Below are 20,284 nucleotides of genomic sequence, written 5' to 3'. Positions count from 1 at the left end.
AAGGCCCCTAAGAGCAAAAAGGGAGAGTGAATGTGTTGCAACAAAAAAAAACAGAAATAAAAAACACCCAAGATAAAATAGAACAAATCCTTTTTGCTCAAACCGATGAAGAAGATATTGCTTATTACGAAAGTGAAGAACTTCAAAGGGCCACTGCTATCGCGGTAAAAGCTTTTAATCTCCATCAGACGGGAAAAAATACCATCTTCTTTGAACAAAACTTAACCCGTAATAACAAGCCTATAACCGTTATCACGCTTGTCAATGATAACAAACCCTTCCTTCTCGATTCTATTTTAAATGTCTTCAATCAACACAAAAACCATATTTATTTGATTGCACACCCCATTCTTGATAGTGCTTCTGGAAAACGCATCAGTCTGATGCAAATTCACATCGAGTCACTCAATAAACAGCAGACGCAGAAACTTGAAAATGAACTCACCTTAGTTCTTGAACAGGTTAATGCTGCTGTACAAGACTGGAAACCTATGCTTGAAGAAGTTGAAAAACATATTCATGCCTACCAAATAAGTCTTCCCCCGCACTACAAACAAGAAGGCGAAAAAGCCATTGAATTTCTTCACTGGCTAATGGACGATAATTTCATTTTCCTTGGTATGCGCACTTACAACTTCATCAAAGACCAAAAACCCCTAAAATCCTTTACAGCGAGTAATATTGAACTTGGTATACTCACGGATGCTTCTATTCATATTGTTGACGATAAAAGCATGAAAGAGCCTCCTCAAGAAGTTTTATCCTTCATGCAAAGCGATAATCTATTTATCGTGACAAAAGCGAACAGCCGCTCCAAAATTCACCGTTCTGTTTGGCTGGATTATATTGGTCTTAAAATCTTTGATAAAGAAAACCAACTCTGTGGAGAATTACGCATTGTAGGGCTTTTTACCTCCTCAGCTTATACACGTTCTATTTTGCAAATTCCTTTCTTAAAAGAAAAAGCCCGAACTATTATTCAACGTCTTGGACACAATCACGCCGATTATTCAGGAAAAGCACTCATCAGTGCTTTAGAAACCTATCCAAGAGATGAAATGTTTCGCTCTGATGTTGATACATTGACAGAAAACACTAAACTTATTCTACAATTAGATGAGCGCCCACGTTTACGGGTTCTTGCCCATACTGATTCTTTTGGGCGCTTTGTTTCTATCCTTGTCTACGTACCGCGTGATCAATATAGCAGCAGCCTGCGTGAAAAAGTTGGCGAACATTTTGTTGAGCTCTATAAAGGTGACTTTTTTGAATCTTATCCGCTATTTTTGGAAAGCACTCTTATACGTGTCTATTATATCATCCATCGTAAAGGAAACGAAACTGTTCCCCTTATTGAGCGCTCCACACTTGAACAACATGTACGTTCGATTGCACGAAGTTGGGAAGACAGGGTTCAAGCCATCGCTCTTAACAAGAAAATAACAGAGCAACAAATACGTCTAGCCAGTGAATTCCCCAACAGCTATCGTGATTTATTTTCAGCTGAAGACGCTATTAACGATGCCGGACATATTCTAAGTCTTCATGATGAAAAGCCCCTTTTCGTGATCTTTTATCATGCACAAAACAAAGAAAAACAGTGCATTTCTCTTCGGCTTTTTCACCGCCATGAAGCACTTGCCCTTTCTAAACGTGTACCACTCCTTGAAAATATGGGGTTTCGCGTTATTGCTGAACAAACTCTTGAATTACCAGATGGCAATGGGCGCTCTGTGTATCTTCATGATATGCAGCTAGAAAGTACTTTCCAACGCTGTATCGATTTTGAAAAAGACGGTCAAAAACACGCCGAAACCTTTGAAGCCATTTGGGCACAAAATGCTGATAATGACGGCTTTAATGCTCTCACCCAAACAGCTGAGCTTGATTGGCATGAAATTGTTATTTTGCGCCATTATGGGCGCTATCTCCAACAAGCTGGAATTCCTTATTCGCAAGATCGCGTTGCCCAAACTTTAAATGCTTATCCTGACATCACCCAAGATCTTTATGCTTTATTTCATTTAAAATTTCATCAAAGCCATACAGAAAAAGAACGGGAAAAAAACCAACAAGTCATTCAAAAGCGCATTGAAGAAAAATTACGGAAAGTCTCTGGTTTAGATGATGATCTCATTTTACGCCGTTATTGTAACCTTATAGAGGCGAGTTTACGAACAAATGCCTTTACGCCTCTTCCTGATGGAAGTCCACGGCGTATTTTAGCCACCAAATTAAATCCGCGCCAGATTGAAGGTTTGCCTGAACCGCGCCCTTACCGAGAAATTTTTGTTTATGGACCGGAAGTTGAAGGAGTCCATTTGCGTTTTGGACCTATTGCCCGTGGCGGAATTCGTTGGTCTGATCGTGCATTAGATTATCGTACCGAAGTGCTGAGCTTAGTCAAAGCCCAACAAGTTAAAAATGCAGTTATCGTTCCTGCAGGTGCAAAAGGTGGATTCTATCCCCATCGGCTTCCCCAAACAAATGACCGTGCTGTTATTATAGAAGCAGCACGTCAAGCTTATACAGACTTTATCACTGCTTTGCTCTCCATCACAGACAATCTGGTTAATGGCAAAATAAGTGCGCCCCACAATATCATCTGTCATGATGACCCTGACCCCTATTTTGTTGTAGCAGCAGACAAAGGAACAGCAACTTTTTCTGATACAGCCAACGCCATCAGCCAAGCAAACCACTTTTGGCTTGATGATGCTTTTGCCTCTGGAGGCTCAGCAGGTTACGACCACAAAGACATTGGTATTACAGCTAAAGGCGCATGGGAAGCCGTCAAAAGACATTTTAGAGAATCATTTAATCATGATATTCAAACAACGCCCTTCACCTGTGTCGGTGTTGGCGATATGTCTGGTGATGTCTTTGGTAATGGAATGCTGCTTTCCAAACAAACAAAATTGATTGCCGCTTTTGATCACCGCGATATCTTTATTGATCCAGATCCAAACATAGACGAAAGCTACGCAGAGCGTACGCGCCTTTTTAAACTTCCTCGCTCAAGTTGGCAAGATTACGATAAAAGCAAATTATCAAAGGGCGGTGGTATCTTCTCACGAAAAGAAAAAACCATTACTCTCTCACCTGAAGCAGCACAAGCCATTGGTTTTGAAAAACAAACAGGAACACCCTTTGAAATTATCTCTGCTCTTCTCAAAGCCCCGGTTGATCTTTTATGGTTCGGCGGTATTGGTACTTATATCCGTGCTGCAACAGAAAACGATGCCCAAGTAGGTGATCGTGCAAATGATGCAATACGCATTACCGGAGAACAAGTGCGTGCAAAAATTATTGGTGAAGGAGCTAATCTTGGTGTTACACAACGTGGACGGATTGAATATGTCTCAAATGGTGGTCGATGCAATACGGATGCCATTGACAATTCTGCTGGTGTGAATTGTTCTGATATTGAGGTCAATCTCAAAATTGTTCTTGCATCAGCACTACGTGCCAAAACGTTAACCCGCGAAGATCGCAATAAGCTCTTGAAAAAAATGACGCCTCAAGTCGAGCAACTCGTCTTGCGTAACAATTATCTACAACCCCTTGCTCTTTCTTTGGCGGAAAACCAAAGCACTACTGATTTGCCCTATCAAATACGCTTTATGCACGATTTGGAACAAAAAAAACTTCTAGATCGCAGAGTTGAAATACTCCCTGATGAGCAAATTTTACGACAAAGAACAACCCAAGGCAAAGGTCTTCTCCGTCCAGAACTCGCCGTTATTTTTGCCTATGCTAAATTGACCTTAAAAGAAGAAATTGCTAATAGCCCCATTGTTGATGATCACTATTTCAATACAGCCTTGCTGAACTATTTTCCAACCCAAATTCAAGAAAATTTTAAGAAGGAAGTGATTAACCATCAATTGCGTCGTAATATTATCGCAACACTGATTGCCAATGACATTGTAAATCGTGGAGGCCCCACTTTTGTTAATCGGCTACACGATGAAACACAACAAAAGGTTGAAAATATTATTCGCGTTTTTATTGCCATCCGTGATGGTTTTGAAATTCCTCAATTATCTGATCAAATTGATAAGCTTGATAATAAAATACCTGGTCTTGTCCAAAACAAATTCTATGCAGCAATGACCCCAATGCTCTTTGAAACGACCAATTGGGGTTTGCACAACATGGATCTCTCACGTCCACTAGAAGAAATTGTAAAAACAATAAAGCAAGCCCGTAGTATTATTGAAAAAGAGCTTATGCATTCTCCCAACAACGATATTAATCAAAAGATTGAAGAAAAAGCACTACACTACAGTGAAGAAGGAGCACCAAAAGCATTAGCAAAACAATTGGCTCTCTTGGAAGCAGCACCAATAATCTGTGATATTTCTTTGATTGCAAAACAAAGCAACAGTGATCTTATTAAAACTGCAGAGATTTATTTCTCGCTTGCACAAATCATTCGTATAAACCGCATTAATGAAGCTCGTCGAACAATTCCCATCTTAGATTATTATGATAGTATGGCTCTAAGCCAAGCCAAAGAAAATGTTTCCGAAAGCTTACGGCAAATCGTTATGAAAATCCTCAAAAATTATGGCAAGAAAAAAGATCCTTTTGACACTTGGAAAAAAACAGAAGAAAATAATATTCATAATATTACAAACCGCATTAGTGCCCTTATTGAAAATGATCTCAATATTTCTCGTTTTACTTTTGCAGCAGGATTAATTTCTCAACTTCAAAATGTTGGCTTTCAAACCTAAAGCAAATACAAAACGACCCACTCAATCTCCCGTTCTATCCCACCACCACAACAAACCAGCGAAAATATAGAGCGGGAGTTTGCATTTTAAACATAACACCCAAAATAAAATCTCGCTATTTATCACAATAGAATTGTTTGCAACAATTTCAAAAAAACAACAGGATTGATTTTTCACCCTAAAAACATAAACTTTCAGACTTAAAAGCAGTACAAAACAGCTAAGCTTTTGCTCCGTTCTATCCATCCATGACTAACCAACAAGGGAAGAACGGAAGCCCTATCCTGCATTTTTAGACAGAGCACTCAAAATAAAAAATAAATTCAAATTTTACTGTCAAATATCCTTCATCATAAAAATATAATATATTGATTTACAATCATAATTTTATCATTTTTATGATGACTGATAATTCGATATTCTAAATTTGTCTCATTTAAAATCTGTTTATATTCAATTAATTAACCACATTTCCCCTTGCATATTGCAAATGGGAAAGCCGAATAGATAAAAACAGTAAAGAAAGAACTAAAAATGCCCCTCATAAACTGCCTCAAGTGCCAAAATCTGCAGTAACATTGAGAGTTAGCAAATATAATATGATGGTGTTGCCCCTTAGCTTGTTACTCCATAACCGAAAAGATGGTGGTGCTTAATGGCTTTATCCTTATACCATTCATAAGCGACATCGGAAACAAGAAGTACTGAGAAATATTTTTTTAACAAATGCGTAAATATGCAATACAAATATATTCTGTTTTACGTGGAAGACATATGGCTTCATTAAAAAATATCAGAAATAAAAGGATAAGCTTAATCCATTATTTAAAAGATATAACTGTAACTGCTTTTGAAATGCGTAAAATCGAATAAAAAATGACAGTAAAGATGGATGTTGATTTTCCCCTTTACAACTTCATATTCTCCTCCAGTTAGGCTGTTGACTTGTTTTAATAGATTACCCCCAAACAGATATATACAATATGCTTGCTCCATACATAAAAAATCTACGAACACACAACCCACCACCTGTATAAAAAGGTAATCCAGCATACTTTAAAATGCCACTTTTTCCATACAAACACTGTTGTTATATGTAGTTTGACATAAGATTTTGTACTAAGTGAAAAGAGGTTGGACGAGTTAGGAGTAGGTGATAATTTTTTATTTTTATAGCTATTTTTTTTTACCATTAAATACGCATTTTGTTAAAATATATTTTGACACTCTAAAATTGCAAAAAAGTGTGAAAATCAGAAAAAGTCGAAATTTGATAGTAAAGATGAAAAAAGGCTTTGGTACAACACCTAAAGTGGAGCAAGACGACCAAGTTTTAAAAATCCCAGTTTTACCCACCCATTGTTAATGAGCAATGAAAGAACGGGAGCGCCGTCCGCATTTTTAGGCAAAGCACCTAAAATAAAAAATAACGCTTGAAGATTATTGGCTTGCGCGGGAAATAAGCGCTGCAGAGTGTCAAGAAGCTTCATGGACTGAATAAGGACAAGTTCAAATTTTGCTGTCAAATATCCTTCATCATCAAAAGAAAAAGGTCCACTAATACGCACTGCACCACCTGTATGAAAAGTCAATTCACCTTGCTTTAAAAGTCCACTTTTTCCATACAGTCGCTGTTGCCAATTTTTTTCTTCATCTTCAGATAGAAAAGAAATGTCATTTAAAATCCATTTCAAATTACCATCAATTTTAGGAATATCAACAAAAGAAGATTTTAAAAAGGGAGAAGCATCAAAACCGTCAAAAGTTATATGTCCCGATAAATCATTCTTTTCATGTTTTAGATCAAAACGCAAAAATTCTGCCGTTATTTTTTGAGGCATATCTTGTGGCTCTAATGGCTGAATAATCACGTCATGCGTATTTTGCAAAGATGCCGGATCTTCAATATTTTCTTGTGTCGTTTTTTTATCTATCGTTTGTGCTCTTAATGCTTCTTGAAGCTTTTGATCTTCAGAGAAAGAGGAAAAAGATGCAATCTCAAGCCCTTCAGCTATAAACTTCAATGTTTTACCCGTTTTCCAATAAGGCTCTGTTTCAATCACCAAATTGCGCCAATGCGATACTATAGGAGTTTTTCCGGAAAAAACAATTAATGCAGGAGAACGAACATTAAACTCGACCAAATAAGGTGAATAAATTGGTGCACCAGCCGTCAAACGCCCCGTCGATAAAGAAACCCCATGTAAAGGCCAAGAAAATTGAAACTTGTCACAAACAACACCGACACGTAAAGGATAACCATCCCTGCGTACATTCTCGCATACCGCCGCCATATTATGGGAAGATACTTTTACAAATATATCAGAAACATGGTCTTCTATTTTACGTGAAAAAAAAACCAGAGTGCGCTATAAATAAATATCAGAGCCAAACAAAAAAGCCCAAAAATTAAATAGCTTAAAGAAAAACTTTTTCGTCTTAATGGTAATTGAGAGGATTTGGACAACATTAAAACTTTCTTTATCTCTTAACTTTCTCCCACCCTAAAAAGGACAAAGATTTCTAACCCCGGTCAGTTTATACACAACCCAACTTCTTAATCGACCGGACTTTATCTACTGATCACTTCAAGAAGCCCCCATACATCATTCTAAAGTACTGTATCTCATAAACTCAACAAGGTTTTCTTAAGAAGAACGATTATACCCTTTAACAAAAAATACCTCATGTGTAAAGTTTTACATAGATTTTCTACCTCTGCCTTAAACCATACTCTTTTACAGCACAACAAAAATGATAATGAATAGTGTTTCTTAACGATAAAGCCATTGAGCCCCCCATCTTTACGCTTATGGAGGCCCCAAAGCTAGCACCATCATTATATTTGGCTAGCCCCCAAATGTTGCGACAGCTCTTGGCACTTAAGACAGTTCATAAGAAGCATTTTTAGTCTTTTCTTATACAGTTTTTGCCCACACGCCAGCCCTACTTGTGACATGCAAACAAGAGGTTTTTATTGAGTCAATATACACAGGTTTGGAATGAAAAAACCTTACTATATTCGGGGTTCTCATTCAATATACAAAACCGTGAATTACCTATATAAATCAATGCGTTATCAATAATCACACAAGTACGGGCGGTGTACAAAAAATCTGGTGTAATGCGCTTTCAAACCATTGACTCAAAGCTCGATCATAGATTAAACGACCTTTCAAATGTGCACAAGCAGGTTGAGCACCTTTTTCAGTCAATTTATGTGCCGAACGCACGACCAAACGCCGCATCATAGCGCGTGTAAATTCAGCATGAAACTGCAAGCCCCATGCATTGTTTCCATAACGAAAAGCTTGTGTAGGATATGTATTCCCTGTTGCCAAAAGCATTGCCTCTTTCGGTAAATCATAAATACCTTCATCATGGAAATGGTAGACCATCTCTGGCCAATTCATCAATTCCTTCCCTTGTGGGGTTGCTTCTAGTGGATACCAGCCGACTTCAACAGTCCCATCACTTCTTGTACCAACGCGCCCCCCTAGATTTCGCGCTAACATTTGTGCTCCAAGACAAATACCCAAAAAAGGCTTATTTTCCTTTAGTGATAACGAAATCCAATCAATTTCCTCACCAATATAGGCTTCGCTGTCATTCACACTCATCGGTCCCCCTAAAATAACAACGCCGGCATAATGCTCTAATGTATCAGGGAGTTTTTGTCCAAAAATAGGACGATAAATATCAAGAACAAAACCATTTTGTTGTAAAAATTTTCCCAAACGACCAGTATAGGTAGAGCGCCGATGAATAACGACAGCAATCCTTGGTTTGTTATTTTTTTGTTTTTTATCAAGACATCTCTGATTTAAAAACATTTTTTAACCAATCACATCTGCTACCAAGCAAAATTTCATTTTTTAAGCATAAGAGAATAATTTTATTGGACAAGATTAAAGATAATTTTTTTTCTTCTATATTAATTTTTTCTTCTGAAAAAACGCTCATACTACCATATTGATGCAATTTAAAATAAACGAAATTTTTTCCTCGATAAAGATGTTTCTTCTTCTGTTTTAACCCCTGGATCATCAACATTTAAGTGAGTTTGACTGAACATTTTTACATCTTTTTCTTTTATATCTTGTTTCTCCACCTGCGCATTATGCAAAAGAGAATCATCTATAGGTGTTAATTTTTCAAGCTTCTTATCTCCAACATCATCACTTTTTCCCATAACATACTCTTTGTCTTGCCTTTTCGACACAATATTGTCCGCCTCTAATGTGAGAGAAGGCATACAAGGAGGCGCCTTCCATTCAAAACAGCCCAAACGTCCACTGATTGGAGAAACCGCTGACCAAGAAGAAAAAATGGCCCCATCACACATCCACACTGGATCACGTTCAGCACGAAGTGCTAAAGAAAGCCATTGACGCACAGCACCTTGACTGTTTCCCTGTGCCTCTTCAATATCTGCCAACAATAAATAAACACTTTCCCGTGGATGACATTGTAATGCTTTTTGTGCCTTCTCTCTTGCTAATGCTGTTTCACCAGCATCCAAAGCTGCTTTAGCAATAAGGAAAGCCGACTCAAATGCATCTTTATTATAAGAAGCAAGTGTCTTAGCCCTTTTCAATCGCCCAATGGCTCCTTCTTCTCTTTCAAGATAAAGCGCTCCCAAGTCAGGATGAGGCTCCTTTTGCCAAGCCGCTATAATCATTTTATCCGCTTTACGCGTTTCGTTTAATTTATAAAGAATATCAGCAGCAATAACTATTATTGGAACAAAATCAGGCGCCAATTTATGGGCTTTCAAAATAGCTTCACGTGCTTGTACAGGATGTGTATCAAACAAAGAAAGTGCCTGCCCACTTAGTAGTAAAACCTGTATATGCTGCCGCTCTGGAGTCGCGCGAATAGAACGCGGGAGAGCTTTTTGCGTTCTTTCAAAAATAGTAAGTGCCTTATCCCATTTACCCTCAGTACTTAACCGATCGAGCACCGCCTGATGCGCCCATAAAAGTGCTGGCGATAAAGTCAGTGCCTCTTCGGCATATTGTTGCGCTGCCTCATAAGCTTTACTCTTCATCGCTTCACGAAACAAACCATAAAGTCCAACCAGTTTTGTCGGATCTTCCTTTCTCATCTCTTCATAAAGACCGATGGCGCGAACAGAATCATTTTGTAAAGACAAGGTTTGCGCTTGTAAGAGTTTTACCAATGGCTCTTGTTTTCCTGCAAGATATTTAGCAACCCGTGTTTCCATTTTTTGCGCAACCATACTATCACCAGCAAAAGTTGCAAGAATCCCCTTTGAAAGAGCTTCGTAACCACGCTTTTGATGGCGTTTATAAAAATAATTGGAAAGAGCATTCGGTATGGAAAAAAAGAAAGACAATAACCACCATAAAAGCACCAGCGTTACAAAAAACAAAATAAGCACACTTAACACTGTAAGAAATGAAGCAGAAAATCTGAAATGCAAAAATGTGAGAACAAAAATACCATTGTGATTAGCAACCCACGTGAAAGCTAAACCGAGGATACAAACAACAAAAATATAAATAAAAACACGTATCATCTTGGGCCTATTTACATCTTTGTTGCTTTAAAAGATCCTTGTTGCACAGACAATAACAATTGCTGCAACAACTGTTGAATAGCAATATGTCTTTCAAGCTGCTTAACAAAATCCATTGAAACATCTTTTGCACTTTGGGGCAATGATTGCCATTCACTCAAAGCCTTTTCGTAATCACCAGCTTGAATGGCAACTTCCATGCGTGCCGCAATAGCCCCCAGCGTTGTCCCTTCAACATTTCCAATCGGTCGCGAAACAATAAGCCCTTTTATCCACGCTAAAATTCGGTCAAAAAAACCAGCATCTGACGCAACAAGATTTTGCGTACCAACAATTGCATCAGCAACATGAGCAAAATCAACTGAAAGTTGTGCTGAACTTGGAAGACCCACAGTAGCTGTTTTTTGCAACACATCAAGTCCATTAATCGAAGGCGATAATTGCCGTAACAGCTTTAATTCATTATTATAAGATCCACCACGCTCTACAGCATTTTTTAATGAACTAATTGCAGTAAAGAGCGCGGTATCTATTTCTTTTTTCTCACTATTTTTAACAGCAGTTTCTTCCTGTAGTGCTTCTAACTGTTGTTTTAACGCAGCAAGATCATTTGCATTGCTCTGCCCAACAGACAAAGCCGTCTCTATCTCTTTCGACTCTCTAACAAAAGTTTGTACAGTTTCTTCAAGAGTTTTTACTTTTTCCTCTAAAATCGCAAAAGCTTTTTTGCTTTCTTCTTTCGATAGTTCATCATTTTTCATTGTTTTAAACTGTTGTGATGAAAAAGAAGAAAACTCTGTTTTTAACGCATCGATTTCTTGAAAGACCCGGCTCAATTGTTCCTTTGTGTCTTCACCTTGACTTTTTGCGGCTTCAGCAATCTGCAAGGCTTTTTCCTGCCCAGCAGAATTTGCCACAAAAGGAGAAGGAAAAAAACCAGCCCATTGAAGCCCCATAAAAATTCCCAAAGCAATGAATCCCCCCAAAATCCCAGAAAGGGATAAGAAAAGCCAAATTGTACTAGAGATACTTTTATCCTGACCTTGCATATTCTGTTTTTCTCGTGCAGGAGATTCTACAGAATTGTGGATTTTTTCCTCTGAATCATGGGGAATAGCTTCATGTTCAATAACTGGTTTCTTACGGCGCGTACCAGTATAATGTGATTTAACTTTTGGTTTTGAAGAATCGACCATCTTTATCACTTTTTGTGCACACTTTTTTCAAAAATAAAATAATAAAATGAAAAAAGTTTTAAAAATGAAGCTTTTCTCAAATATCTTCGAAAGAGTATAAATTTACAGAAATTTTCCAAATCTCATTTTTCTCAATAATATTTACAATTATAGACTTTAATAGACAAGTTTTAAAAAAATATTTGCATTTTATACTCGAAAATACAGCTTTATTTTTTAATCAACGATATCATAAAATTCAAAGAAAATGCCAAAACACATATTTTTCATAGAAAAATCAATTCTAAGAGAAATACTTTGCATCTTTTTCTGTTCATGGTACGCACGTAAGAAAGAAGCTTCAATATAAGGTTTTGTTTAAAATGCGTCTGCTGGGAATAGAAACAAGTTGTGATGAAACGGCAGCGGCTGTCATTGAATATAACAATGAATCAAACAGCCGAATTCTTTCCAATGTTGTTTGGAGTCAAATTGATCACCATGCACCTTACGGCGGTGTTGTTCCTGAAATTGCTGCTCGTGCCCATGTTGAAGTTCTTGATCATTTAATTCTGCAAGCACTAACAGAAGCAAACACAAAATTAAAAGATATTGATGGCATTGCAGCCACCAGTGGTCCTGGTTTGATAGGAGGATTGTTGGTAGGCGTTATGAGCGCAAAAGCACTCTCTCTTGCCACTGGCAAACCATTTATTGCGGTAAATCACTTAGAGGGACATGCTTTAACAGCTGTGTTAACGCACAACGTCAGCTTTCCTTATTTATTACTTTTAGTTTCAGGAGGTCATACACAAACAATCATTGTTCATGGAGTAGGCAACTACCGGCGTTTAGGAACCACTATTGATGATGCATTAGGAGAAGCCTTTGATAAAACAGCAAAACTTTTAGGTCTTCCTTATCCTGGTGGACCAGCACTTGAAAAAGCAGCTTTATTTGGTGATAAAAATCGCATCCCTCTTCCACGACCTTTAAAAGGTGAAAAACGATTAGACTTTTCTTTTTCAGGACTCAAAACTGCTGTTCGACAAGCCGCAACAGCCATAGCTCCCCTTACAGAAAATGATATTGCTGACATTGCCGCAAGTTTTCAAGCCGCTGTGACTGATACGGTACGTGATCGTGTTCACCTAGCTTTACAACACTTTACCCACCAATATCCTCTCTCTGATAATCAAGAAAAGCGTTCTCCTGCTTTAGTTGTTGCGGGCGGCGTTGCCGCAAACCAAGCCATTCGCTCTACGTTGCAAGACCTTGCTCATCAACATGGTTTTGAATTTATAGCCCCTCCTCTTTCCTTGTGTACGGATAATGCTGCAATGATTGCTTTTGCCGGTGCACAAAAACTCGCACGAGGAGAAACAAGCTCTCTTGACATTGCACCCCGCTCACGCTGGCCATTAGATGAAAAAGCCCCGCCCTTGATCGGGATGGGACGCCGTGGAACAAAAGCATAATAAAATTGACGTCCCACACACATCTTAAAGAACGAAGATTTCTACTCACTCCGGTCTATAGATAGTCCGAATTCTCTATCGAGCAGATTCCACCTGCTTCCCACTCACACAATTCACTTAACCCAAAGCTCGACACGTAAATCTAAATATTCACCACACATTCTTAAAAACCTCATGTTTCAAAAAACTGCCTTATATCATTACACTTCAAATGACGGTATTTTACAGCATAATAAGATCTACTCTCTCCCACAAAGCATAGATATGAATGCCATTCGTTGACCTCATCATCTTTGACCATTTATTCGTTTCATTGTCATTGTAATCTTAAAGCTTTTTAGAACCAATTTTCTTAATTTTTTCCAACAAACTCTTATAGTGACCGCATTTCAGACCATAGTTGAAAAGAGAAACAAAGAGCAAAATACTTTTATACAACATGAAATATCAATGGAGCGCGTCTCTCTACTACACATTATTTTGAAACAAGAAAAATAGATAATAGCCGTTATTTACCCCATTTTAAAAATCATCGTTGATGGTATTACAAAGATACTTATAAAAATGCATAACAGTCTATGAAAAAGGAGAACTCATGGCTTATTGGCTTTTTAAATCTGAACCCCATAAATGGTCATGGGAGATGCAAAAGAAAAAAGGAGTTAATGGCGAACAATGGGATGGTGTACGCAATTATCAAGCACGTAACAATATGCGCACTATGAAATATGGTGATAAAGGTTTTTTTTATCACTCAAATAAAGGTTTAGAAATTGTAGGAATTGTAGAAATATGTGCTGAAGCACACCCTGATTCTACAAGTTCTGATCCACGCTGGGAATGTGTGGATATCCGAGCACTTTGTGACATGCCAACACCTGTTTCATTAAAACAAATCAAAGCCAATCCTAAACTAGCAAATATGGTGTTGGTCAAGGCCAGCCGCTTATCAGTACAACCCGTGACAGAAGAGGAATGGACAGAAGTCTGTTTGATGGGCAACCTTAAGAAGGAAATGCTTTTATCTTAAAGCAATAAATTTTATTCATTAATAATCCATTGATTTATAATGATAAATTACTGTTTTGCATGTTGAATAAGAGTCCCGAATATCGTAAGATTCTCCCATTTCAAATTTGTCCCATGTTGAATCAATTAAAACCACTTTCTTGCACATAAAAAGCGGGATGAGTGTGTGAATAAAAATTGTTAAAGAAAAGAGTGAAAATGGCTCTTATGAACCGTCTTAAGTGCTAAGGGCTGTCTCGAAATACCCACGAGCTGGCAAAGTGTGTGATCCGGCTTAATTGTTCATAAGCGTAAAGATGGGAGTGTTCGATGAATTTACCGTTAGACTCATATGAAAAAGCACTTCATATCGCACAAGGCATCCCTCTCTATTGATGTGTTTTCACGCTAAATACATAAATAGGATACTCTTCCTTATCATTTTTCATTCTGCACTCTTCTCAATATAAAATGCCCCAAAACTTCCCCCCTTCATTAGGTATTTTTTAGGCATTTCTAAAGGCAAGACTTACTCAACGATTATAATAAGCAACACCCACGAGCATCACACAGACCTCTTCGCACACAAACTCTACGAAAAAACAAAACTGAACGTGGATAAAAAAACAATAAAAATGACCGTGAAATTCTCCTAAACGGTGCATATCTGCTAGGTGTTGCACAGTTCTCTTCACGCTTAAAAAACGCATCATATTGAGTGTTCATTGTTCGCATGTTGGATGAGAGCCTCTCATGCCGCTGGATTCTCTCATTCCCAACCTGTTTATATTGAATCAATCAAAAGCTATTTGCTTGCATATTCTAAGCGGAGAAAGTCCCATATAGATAAAAAACGTGAAAGAAAGCACTAAAAATTCCTCTTATGAATCGTCTCAAGTGCCAAGAACTGTCCGCAACACCCACGAGCTGGCAAAGTGAATGATAGTGCTAGCTTGTTTCTCCATAAGCGTAAAAATGATGACACTCAATGGCTAAAACACATTCTAAAGCATAAAAAATGCTTCCAACCAATACGTAAAATACTCTGCAGACGGAAACACCTTCTTTTCGGCAAACAACCATAGAAATTATAAAAGTTTATTTTTTCAAAGACTTTTTTTTAATTTTCCTCTTTTAATTTTTCTTGCATGAAATCTCATTTTTCATGAAACTATATCAATCAGTGCATCAACATGCCTATAAGGAAAAACATGAACCAATACACTCTTTTAATCGTTGAAGGCGATGATCTACGCCCCATTTTAGTAGAACAATTGCAAATGCATCAAGAATTTAAAATTTCCCAAGCAAAAACAGCAGAAGCGGGAATGAGAATAATCCAAAAAGAAAATATTGATCTCACTATTTTGGGATTTCAACTTCCTGATCTTGATGGCTACAAAGCCGTTAAACAATTACGCACCCAAGGATTTCGTGCTCCCATTATCATGATAACAAATTATGATACAGACTGTGATAATATTTTAGATCTTGAAACAGGCGCCAATGATTATGTAACAAAACCCTTTCGCTTTGCAGTGTTATTGGCGAGAATTCGAGCACAGTTGCGCCAATATGAACAAAATGAAGACGCAACCTTTCATATTGGTCCCTATACTTTTAAACTAAGACAAAAACTTCTTCTTGATCAATGCAACAATAAAATCTGTCTCACAGAAAAAGAAGCAGCGATCCTTAAATGTCTCTATTATGCCAATGATAAAATTGTCAGCCGTGAAACATTGTTAGAACAAGTTTGGGGATATAATGAAAATATTATCACCCATACTTTAGAAACCCATATCTATCGTTTGCGACAAAAAATCGAAAACGATCCCTCCAATGCACAAATTCTCATAACAGATCAAAATGGTTACCGTTTAAATCTTTAATTCGAGATTTACTGTTTCAAAAATAATTTTAATATCCTAAATGAAAACAGAAACGAGATGAAAAAAACTTCGCATATAATTCGAATGCTATTACTTAGAACTTACTCTTATGACAAAATATATAACATTACGAATAAAAAACGAAATATTCCAACATGAGAACCAGAAACAAAAATGCTTTCAACTCTCACGATATACTTTGTAACTTCTGTTTCACATGCTTTTGTTCTTTCTAAAGTTTTTAATATGTTTCGCATATAAATAATCGTGATATCTTTTAGCAACATTCTTGATCATAACTATCATCTTTAGATGAGTGCTATTTATAATTATTTTTTTCAGAAAAACCGCTCCACACATTGCTTTATCTCACATTCACTAACCTAACTTGAGAGATGTTTTTTATCTTTATAGTTTTCCTCCATTCTTTATGACTTTATCTCCTCTTAAGAGATTATATAATTCATGATATAACGCTAAATGTTTATCCTAATGATAAAGCCACTGAGCACCACCATCTTTACGCTTATAAAAGAACAAGCCAGCACCATCACACACTTATGTTAGATCTCGATGTTGCAGAGGAGCCCTTGATACTTGAGATGGTTCATAAGAAGCATTTTAATCCTTCCTTGTACAGTTTTTAACCACCATAAACCATATTATGCAAGATCCTTTGGACTCTGCTATTTTTATGCTTACGAAGATACCAGCATTTTTTCTTTTAAAATGTTTCCGCTATTCATGAAATATGGTTCGATATATAGATACTTGAGATTTTTATTCACATACCAATTCCACATATTAATGTACAAAAGAATATTTTTTAATTGTAAATGCAAAAAATTGAAATAAGAGAATCCTTTTATACTTGCGGTTCTTATGACAATGACAAAATGATTAATTATCTTTATAATTTAAAATATTTCTTGTCTGTGGTGATAAAGCAGGAATAAAAATACGTCGCGACTGACGACGCTGTACGAGCAGACCCTGATAAACACGTTTTTGTGCCTGACACATTAAGAGTCCACCAAAATAAGGCAAAAGATAGCGAGCAAATGGCTCGTAAAAAAATGAGAACAACCGCGAAAAATACCCCGTAGAAGGCATATAGTGTACAATTTCTTGTATTGGTCCAGAAATAAAATTTGTTTTTTCGAACAAACGAATAAGCTGTTGTTGACTATAAGGTTCGCCATAACCAAAGGGCGTAGTCGTATTGCGCGCCCAAAAGCCAGAGCGATTAGGAACAATAACGATCAAATGACCATTGGGTGCTAAAACACGCCATATTTCATTCAACGTTTCAAATGAATTTTCTGTATATTCTAATGCATGGACCAATAAAATACAATCAACTGACGCATCAGGAAGCGGCAAATCTTCTTCAAAAACAAGCGCTGTAGCAACTTTCTCAGCACAAGGCCAAGGCGAAACACCCTGAGCAGCAGGCATAAAAGCAAAACATTGTTGGGCACGTTCACGCAATACAGAAAGATAAGGAATCGCATAACCCAACCCCATAATCCGTTTATCCGTAAGATCAGGCCACCATAAATTTAATTGGTCACACAGCGTCTTTTGCACACGCAGCCCAAGTGCAGAAGCATAAAAATCTTTCAGCGTAACGATATCCAACTCAACATACCATGTAGAAACAAATTTCAAACATTACAGATTTTCATATATCCAACTTATATGGACTTCTGCTCTTTCTCCGCAATAGCGAACACTTCAATATTGCATATTTTAAACTTAAATGATTAAAAAAGCAGTACAATAGAATGATTATCGCGTTACAAGTGCTTTAATTATTTTCTTTGAAGCTGAACTCCATAGAGGTTCTTCATACACTGTTTTTGACATCAATTAAGAAAAAAGCCAACACTGATTAATTAAAATGAAGCAATCTTTCAAGATAGTTTTTTTCTTCTTCTGAAAGATGCTCTTTACCAAGACGTTTGCGAATTTCATCCAAAATCTGCCGCGTACGCATTTGATCACTTTCTTGTGGGAGTGCCTCGCCTTCTTGTTCTTCATCTGTTTTTGAAAAAAGTGGACGTCCTAACGGATCTTTAGGACCAGAATCAGCATTTTGATCATCTCCCGTTTCTTTAAGTGTTTCGCGCATTTTTTTCAAAACATTTTGTGCACCTTGCCTCAAAGATTCCAAAGCATCAGACTGATTTTGTATAGATACCTGATGATTTCCATTATCAAGAGCATTTTCCGCAGAATTCATTTTTTCTTCTGCCCTTTTCAAGGCGCCCCCTGTTTCAAATCCTTGTTCTGATAATTCTTTTTCTAATGTTGATAATTCAGATTGCAATTCAGCTTGACGTTTTTTTAAAGATTTTTTTTGTGTTTCCGGTACATTTTCTCCGCGTTTTTGTTCCATCTCTAACTGATGTGTTTCATTGAGAATTTCTTGCTGACGACGCATTAAATCTCCAAGCTGGTCCATCTTTTCTTTCATTTGTGTAGATTGGCTTTTTTCTCCCTCATTTTGATTACCTTTTTGCACATGCAAATGATCAAGCGTCTGTTCAACTTCCGCCAAGAGTTGTTCAGCTGCTAAAGAAGAGCCTGTTTTAGCCATTTCCTCAATTAAATTTAGCTTTTCTTGTAATGTAGCTTCAGAAAGATTAGGACTTTTTGAGCTTTTAGAATTTTTAGAAACTTGACTATCCGGTGCTTTTTCAGCCAAAGCACGAATATACGCATCCATAGCTTGACGTAAATCTGCCATAAGCCGTTCAATTTCTGCCGCTGAAGCACCGTAACGCAATGCATCACGTAAAGCAGCTTGTGCTTGTTTTAACTTTTTTTGCACGGATTCAAGTTGATTGCCTTCAATACCCAAAGCAATTTGCCATAAATAATCCACCACATTGCGCAAATCCTCGTCTGTTTGTGCTAAAGAAAGTCTTGTCCACGCACTTTGTAGAACAATAAAATGCGATGCATTTTGCAACCCCTTTTCTGGACGCACAAGCAAAGCAGAAAGCATATCAAGTACCCGCTCTCGCGCTAAAGGATTAAGAGCTAATAAACGACGCAGTTCAACCACTGCGCGTGCAACAGGATTCGAAAAAACACGCTGTGGTAATATCATAACAAAAGTTTTGCTACGTCCTTTCTGCCCCGCACCATCTTCTGCCACCAAAGTAATTTTGACTTGCGAACCCGCCCATGGATGCGCTGATATATCCTGCACCATTCGCATTTTCCCCTTTCCACCACGCGGAAGAAGAAGTTCTATTTCCGGAGCATTATAAAGAGAAGAAGCACTTTTATTCTGAGGAAGAAAAGGCTCTATTTCAACAAAAGCCTTTGTCACACCATAATCATCATCCACCACATATCGTAACTCCAATGATCCCGTTAAAATCCTCCCTGGTTTTTCCAACCAATGAATTGTTGGAAGCGTGTCCTTAATTATCTGCAAATGCCATTGCTGTTTTTTACGACGTGATGATACAAATAAATTTATTGAATGCTTTAAATGTGTTTCAAAATGAACAATTGGATCATTCAAAGCTGTTTGCTCCGTTTTCTCTGAAAACGAAATTTCCCTCCCATCTTCTACAGACTTTGCTTTTACTGTAATGCCAGCCCCATTGACAACACGCACAACAACATTACTCCCTTCAGGGATTTCTAGTTGTGTTTTCTCATCTTTTGTCAAATAAATCGGTGCCACACCGGTATAAGCAGGTGGTGTTACCCAAGCATCAATCCGCATGAGTTTTTCATCAACGACAGGACGAAAATCAAAGGCATCAGCCAAACGCCCCCCTTGTGAACCAAAAGAAAAACTAAAAGCGCACACAAAAAGAAGAGCACACAAAGCCCTCAAAGCTAAAGGATCATAATCCGCACTATTAAGAGAGATAAATCCAGTTTTTAAATGGTATAATTGCTTTGCCATTCGGCGTTGATGTTCACGCCAAATAACAACACTAAAATCTTCATCATTTTCAGAACATAAACGATCTGTCTGAATATTCAAAGGCTGGTGTTTAAGGCCATTGACACGTTCAAGACGGTGATTCACTTCCCGCATTGTGGGAAACCGAAAACCAATAAGAAAAAATAAACTTACCCCAGCACAAACAAGCATAGCCCCAAGTAAAAGCCAATGGAACCAATAGCCCAAAACGCCAAAAAGTCCCAACCAGCTAAACGAACAAAACAGACTAAGAACAAGGAAAAATGGTAATAACCGACCCCAGATCCGTTCCAATGAAAGGATCCCCCACATCAAAATGCGCACACACAAAAGCTTCATTGCAAAGCCTTTGATGTTTTTATTTTTCATAAACAAGCATTTATCCCCTTTTACCGTGGTGCATTAAGATCATAAACCCCATACAGAACAATTTCTAGAAAATAAATTGTTTCATCAAAGTTTAGTAAAAATAAGACCAAAAATATTTAATAA

At 37.5% G+C, this 20,284-nt stretch carries 10 protein-coding genes; 4 read left to right on the top strand and 6 right to left on the bottom strand.

What is annotated here, in order from left to right; all coding sequences use genetic code 11:
- Positions 1-32: 32 nt before the first annotated feature.
- Positions 33-4,742, top strand: a complete 4,710-nt coding sequence (locus ACFIM8_RS01090; protein WP_375614363.1) for an NAD-glutamate dehydrogenase — start codon at positions 33-35, stop codon at positions 4,740-4,742.
- Positions 4,743-6,049: 1,307 nt separating this feature from the next.
- On the opposite strand, the gene ACFIM8_RS01085 is transcribed toward ACFIM8_RS01090, so the two are convergent.
- The 4 genes from ACFIM8_RS01085 to ACFIM8_RS01070 all read right to left on the bottom strand — a co-directional run bounded on the left by ACFIM8_RS01085 (position 6,050) and on the right by ACFIM8_RS01070 (position 11,480).
- Positions 6,050-7,036 (bottom strand): DUF2125 domain-containing protein, encoded by a 987-nt coding sequence (locus ACFIM8_RS01085; RefSeq protein ID WP_375606036.1) that lies wholly within the window; start codon positions 7,034-7,036, stop codon positions 6,050-6,052.
- A gap of 792 nt (positions 7,037-7,828) precedes the next feature.
- On the bottom strand, positions 7,829-8,575 hold the full coding sequence (locus ACFIM8_RS01080) for a glutamine amidotransferase (protein ID WP_375606037.1): 747 nt from the start codon (positions 8,573-8,575) through the stop codon (positions 7,829-7,831).
- 149 nt (positions 8,576-8,724) lie between these two features.
- Positions 8,725-10,284: a heme biosynthesis protein HemY gene (locus tag ACFIM8_RS01075; protein WP_375606038.1), complete on the bottom strand. Its 1,560-nt coding sequence runs from the start codon at positions 10,282-10,284 to the stop codon at positions 8,725-8,727.
- Between the two features lie 11 nt (positions 10,285-10,295).
- Positions 10,296-11,480: a hypothetical protein gene (locus ACFIM8_RS01070; RefSeq protein ID WP_375614362.1), complete on the bottom strand. Its 1,185-nt coding sequence runs from the start codon at positions 11,478-11,480 to the stop codon at positions 10,296-10,298.
- A gap of 362 nt (positions 11,481-11,842) precedes the next feature.
- On the opposite strand from ACFIM8_RS01070, the gene tsaD reads away from it, so the two are divergent.
- The 3 genes from tsaD (at position 11,843) to ACFIM8_RS01055 (ending at position 15,837) form a co-directional block, all read left to right on the top strand.
- Positions 11,843-12,937 (top strand): tRNA (adenosine(37)-N6)-threonylcarbamoyltransferase complex transferase subunit TsaD, encoded by a 1,095-nt coding sequence (gene tsaD, locus ACFIM8_RS01065; protein ID WP_375606040.1) that lies wholly within the window; start codon positions 11,843-11,845, stop codon positions 12,935-12,937.
- A 595-nt stretch (positions 12,938-13,532) separates the two neighbouring features.
- On the top strand, positions 13,533-13,967 hold the full coding sequence (locus ACFIM8_RS01060) for an EVE domain-containing protein (RefSeq protein ID WP_375606041.1): 435 nt from the start codon (positions 13,533-13,535) through the stop codon (positions 13,965-13,967).
- Between the two features lie 1,189 nt (positions 13,968-15,156).
- On the top strand, positions 15,157-15,837 hold the full coding sequence (locus ACFIM8_RS01055; protein ID WP_375606042.1) for a response regulator transcription factor: 681 nt from the start codon (positions 15,157-15,159) through the stop codon (positions 15,835-15,837).
- A gap of 900 nt (positions 15,838-16,737) precedes the next feature.
- Here ACFIM8_RS01055 and ACFIM8_RS01050 read toward each other — a convergent pair.
- Both ACFIM8_RS01050 and ACFIM8_RS01045 read right to left on the bottom strand, forming a co-directional pair.
- Positions 16,738-17,508, bottom strand: a complete 771-nt coding sequence (locus tag ACFIM8_RS01050; RefSeq protein WP_375606043.1) for a class I SAM-dependent methyltransferase — start codon at positions 17,506-17,508, stop codon at positions 16,738-16,740.
- Positions 17,509-17,731: 223 nt separating this feature from the next.
- Positions 17,732-20,161 carry a TIGR02302 family protein gene (locus ACFIM8_RS01045; protein WP_375614361.1) on the bottom strand — a complete coding sequence of 810 codons (2,430 nt, stop codon included), beginning with the start codon at positions 20,159-20,161 and terminating at the stop codon, positions 17,732-17,734.
- Between the last annotated feature and the right edge of the window lie 123 nt (positions 20,162-20,284).

Source organism: Bartonella sp. AC535YNZD (genome assembly GCF_042196625.1).
Classification (GTDB): domain Bacteria; phylum Pseudomonadota; class Alphaproteobacteria; order Rhizobiales; family Rhizobiaceae; genus Bartonella.
This window is presented reverse-complemented; position numbering and strand designations above follow the sequence as displayed.

What these genes read in the sequence shown, in the direction of transcription:
- ACFIM8_RS01085 (WP_375606036.1), bottom strand. Translation starts at nt 7,036, where the DNA reads ATGGCGGCGGTATGCGAGAATGTACGCAGGGATGGTTATCCTTTACGT.
- ACFIM8_RS01080 (WP_375606037.1), bottom strand. Translation starts at nt 8,575, where the DNA reads ATGTTTTTAAATCAGAGATGTCTTGATAAAAAACAAAAAAATAACAAA.
- ACFIM8_RS01075 (WP_375606038.1), bottom strand. Translation starts at nt 10,284, where the DNA reads ATGATACGTGTTTTTATTTATATTTTTGTTGTTTGTATCCTCGGTTTA.
- ACFIM8_RS01070 (WP_375614362.1), bottom strand. Translation starts at nt 11,480, where the DNA reads ATGGTCGATTCTTCAAAACCAAAAGTTAAATCACATTATACTGGTACG.
- tsaD (WP_375606040.1), top strand. Translation starts at nt 11,843, where the DNA reads ATGCGTCTGCTGGGAATAGAAACAAGTTGTGATGAAACGGCAGCGGCT.
- ACFIM8_RS01060 (WP_375606041.1), top strand. Translation starts at nt 13,533, where the DNA reads ATGGCTTATTGGCTTTTTAAATCTGAACCCCATAAATGGTCATGGGAG.
- ACFIM8_RS01055 (WP_375606042.1), top strand. Translation starts at nt 15,157, where the DNA reads ATGAACCAATACACTCTTTTAATCGTTGAAGGCGATGATCTACGCCCC.
- ACFIM8_RS01045 (WP_375614361.1), bottom strand. Translation starts at nt 20,161, where the DNA reads ATGAAAAATAAAAACATCAAAGGCTTTGCAATGAAGCTTTTGTGTGTG.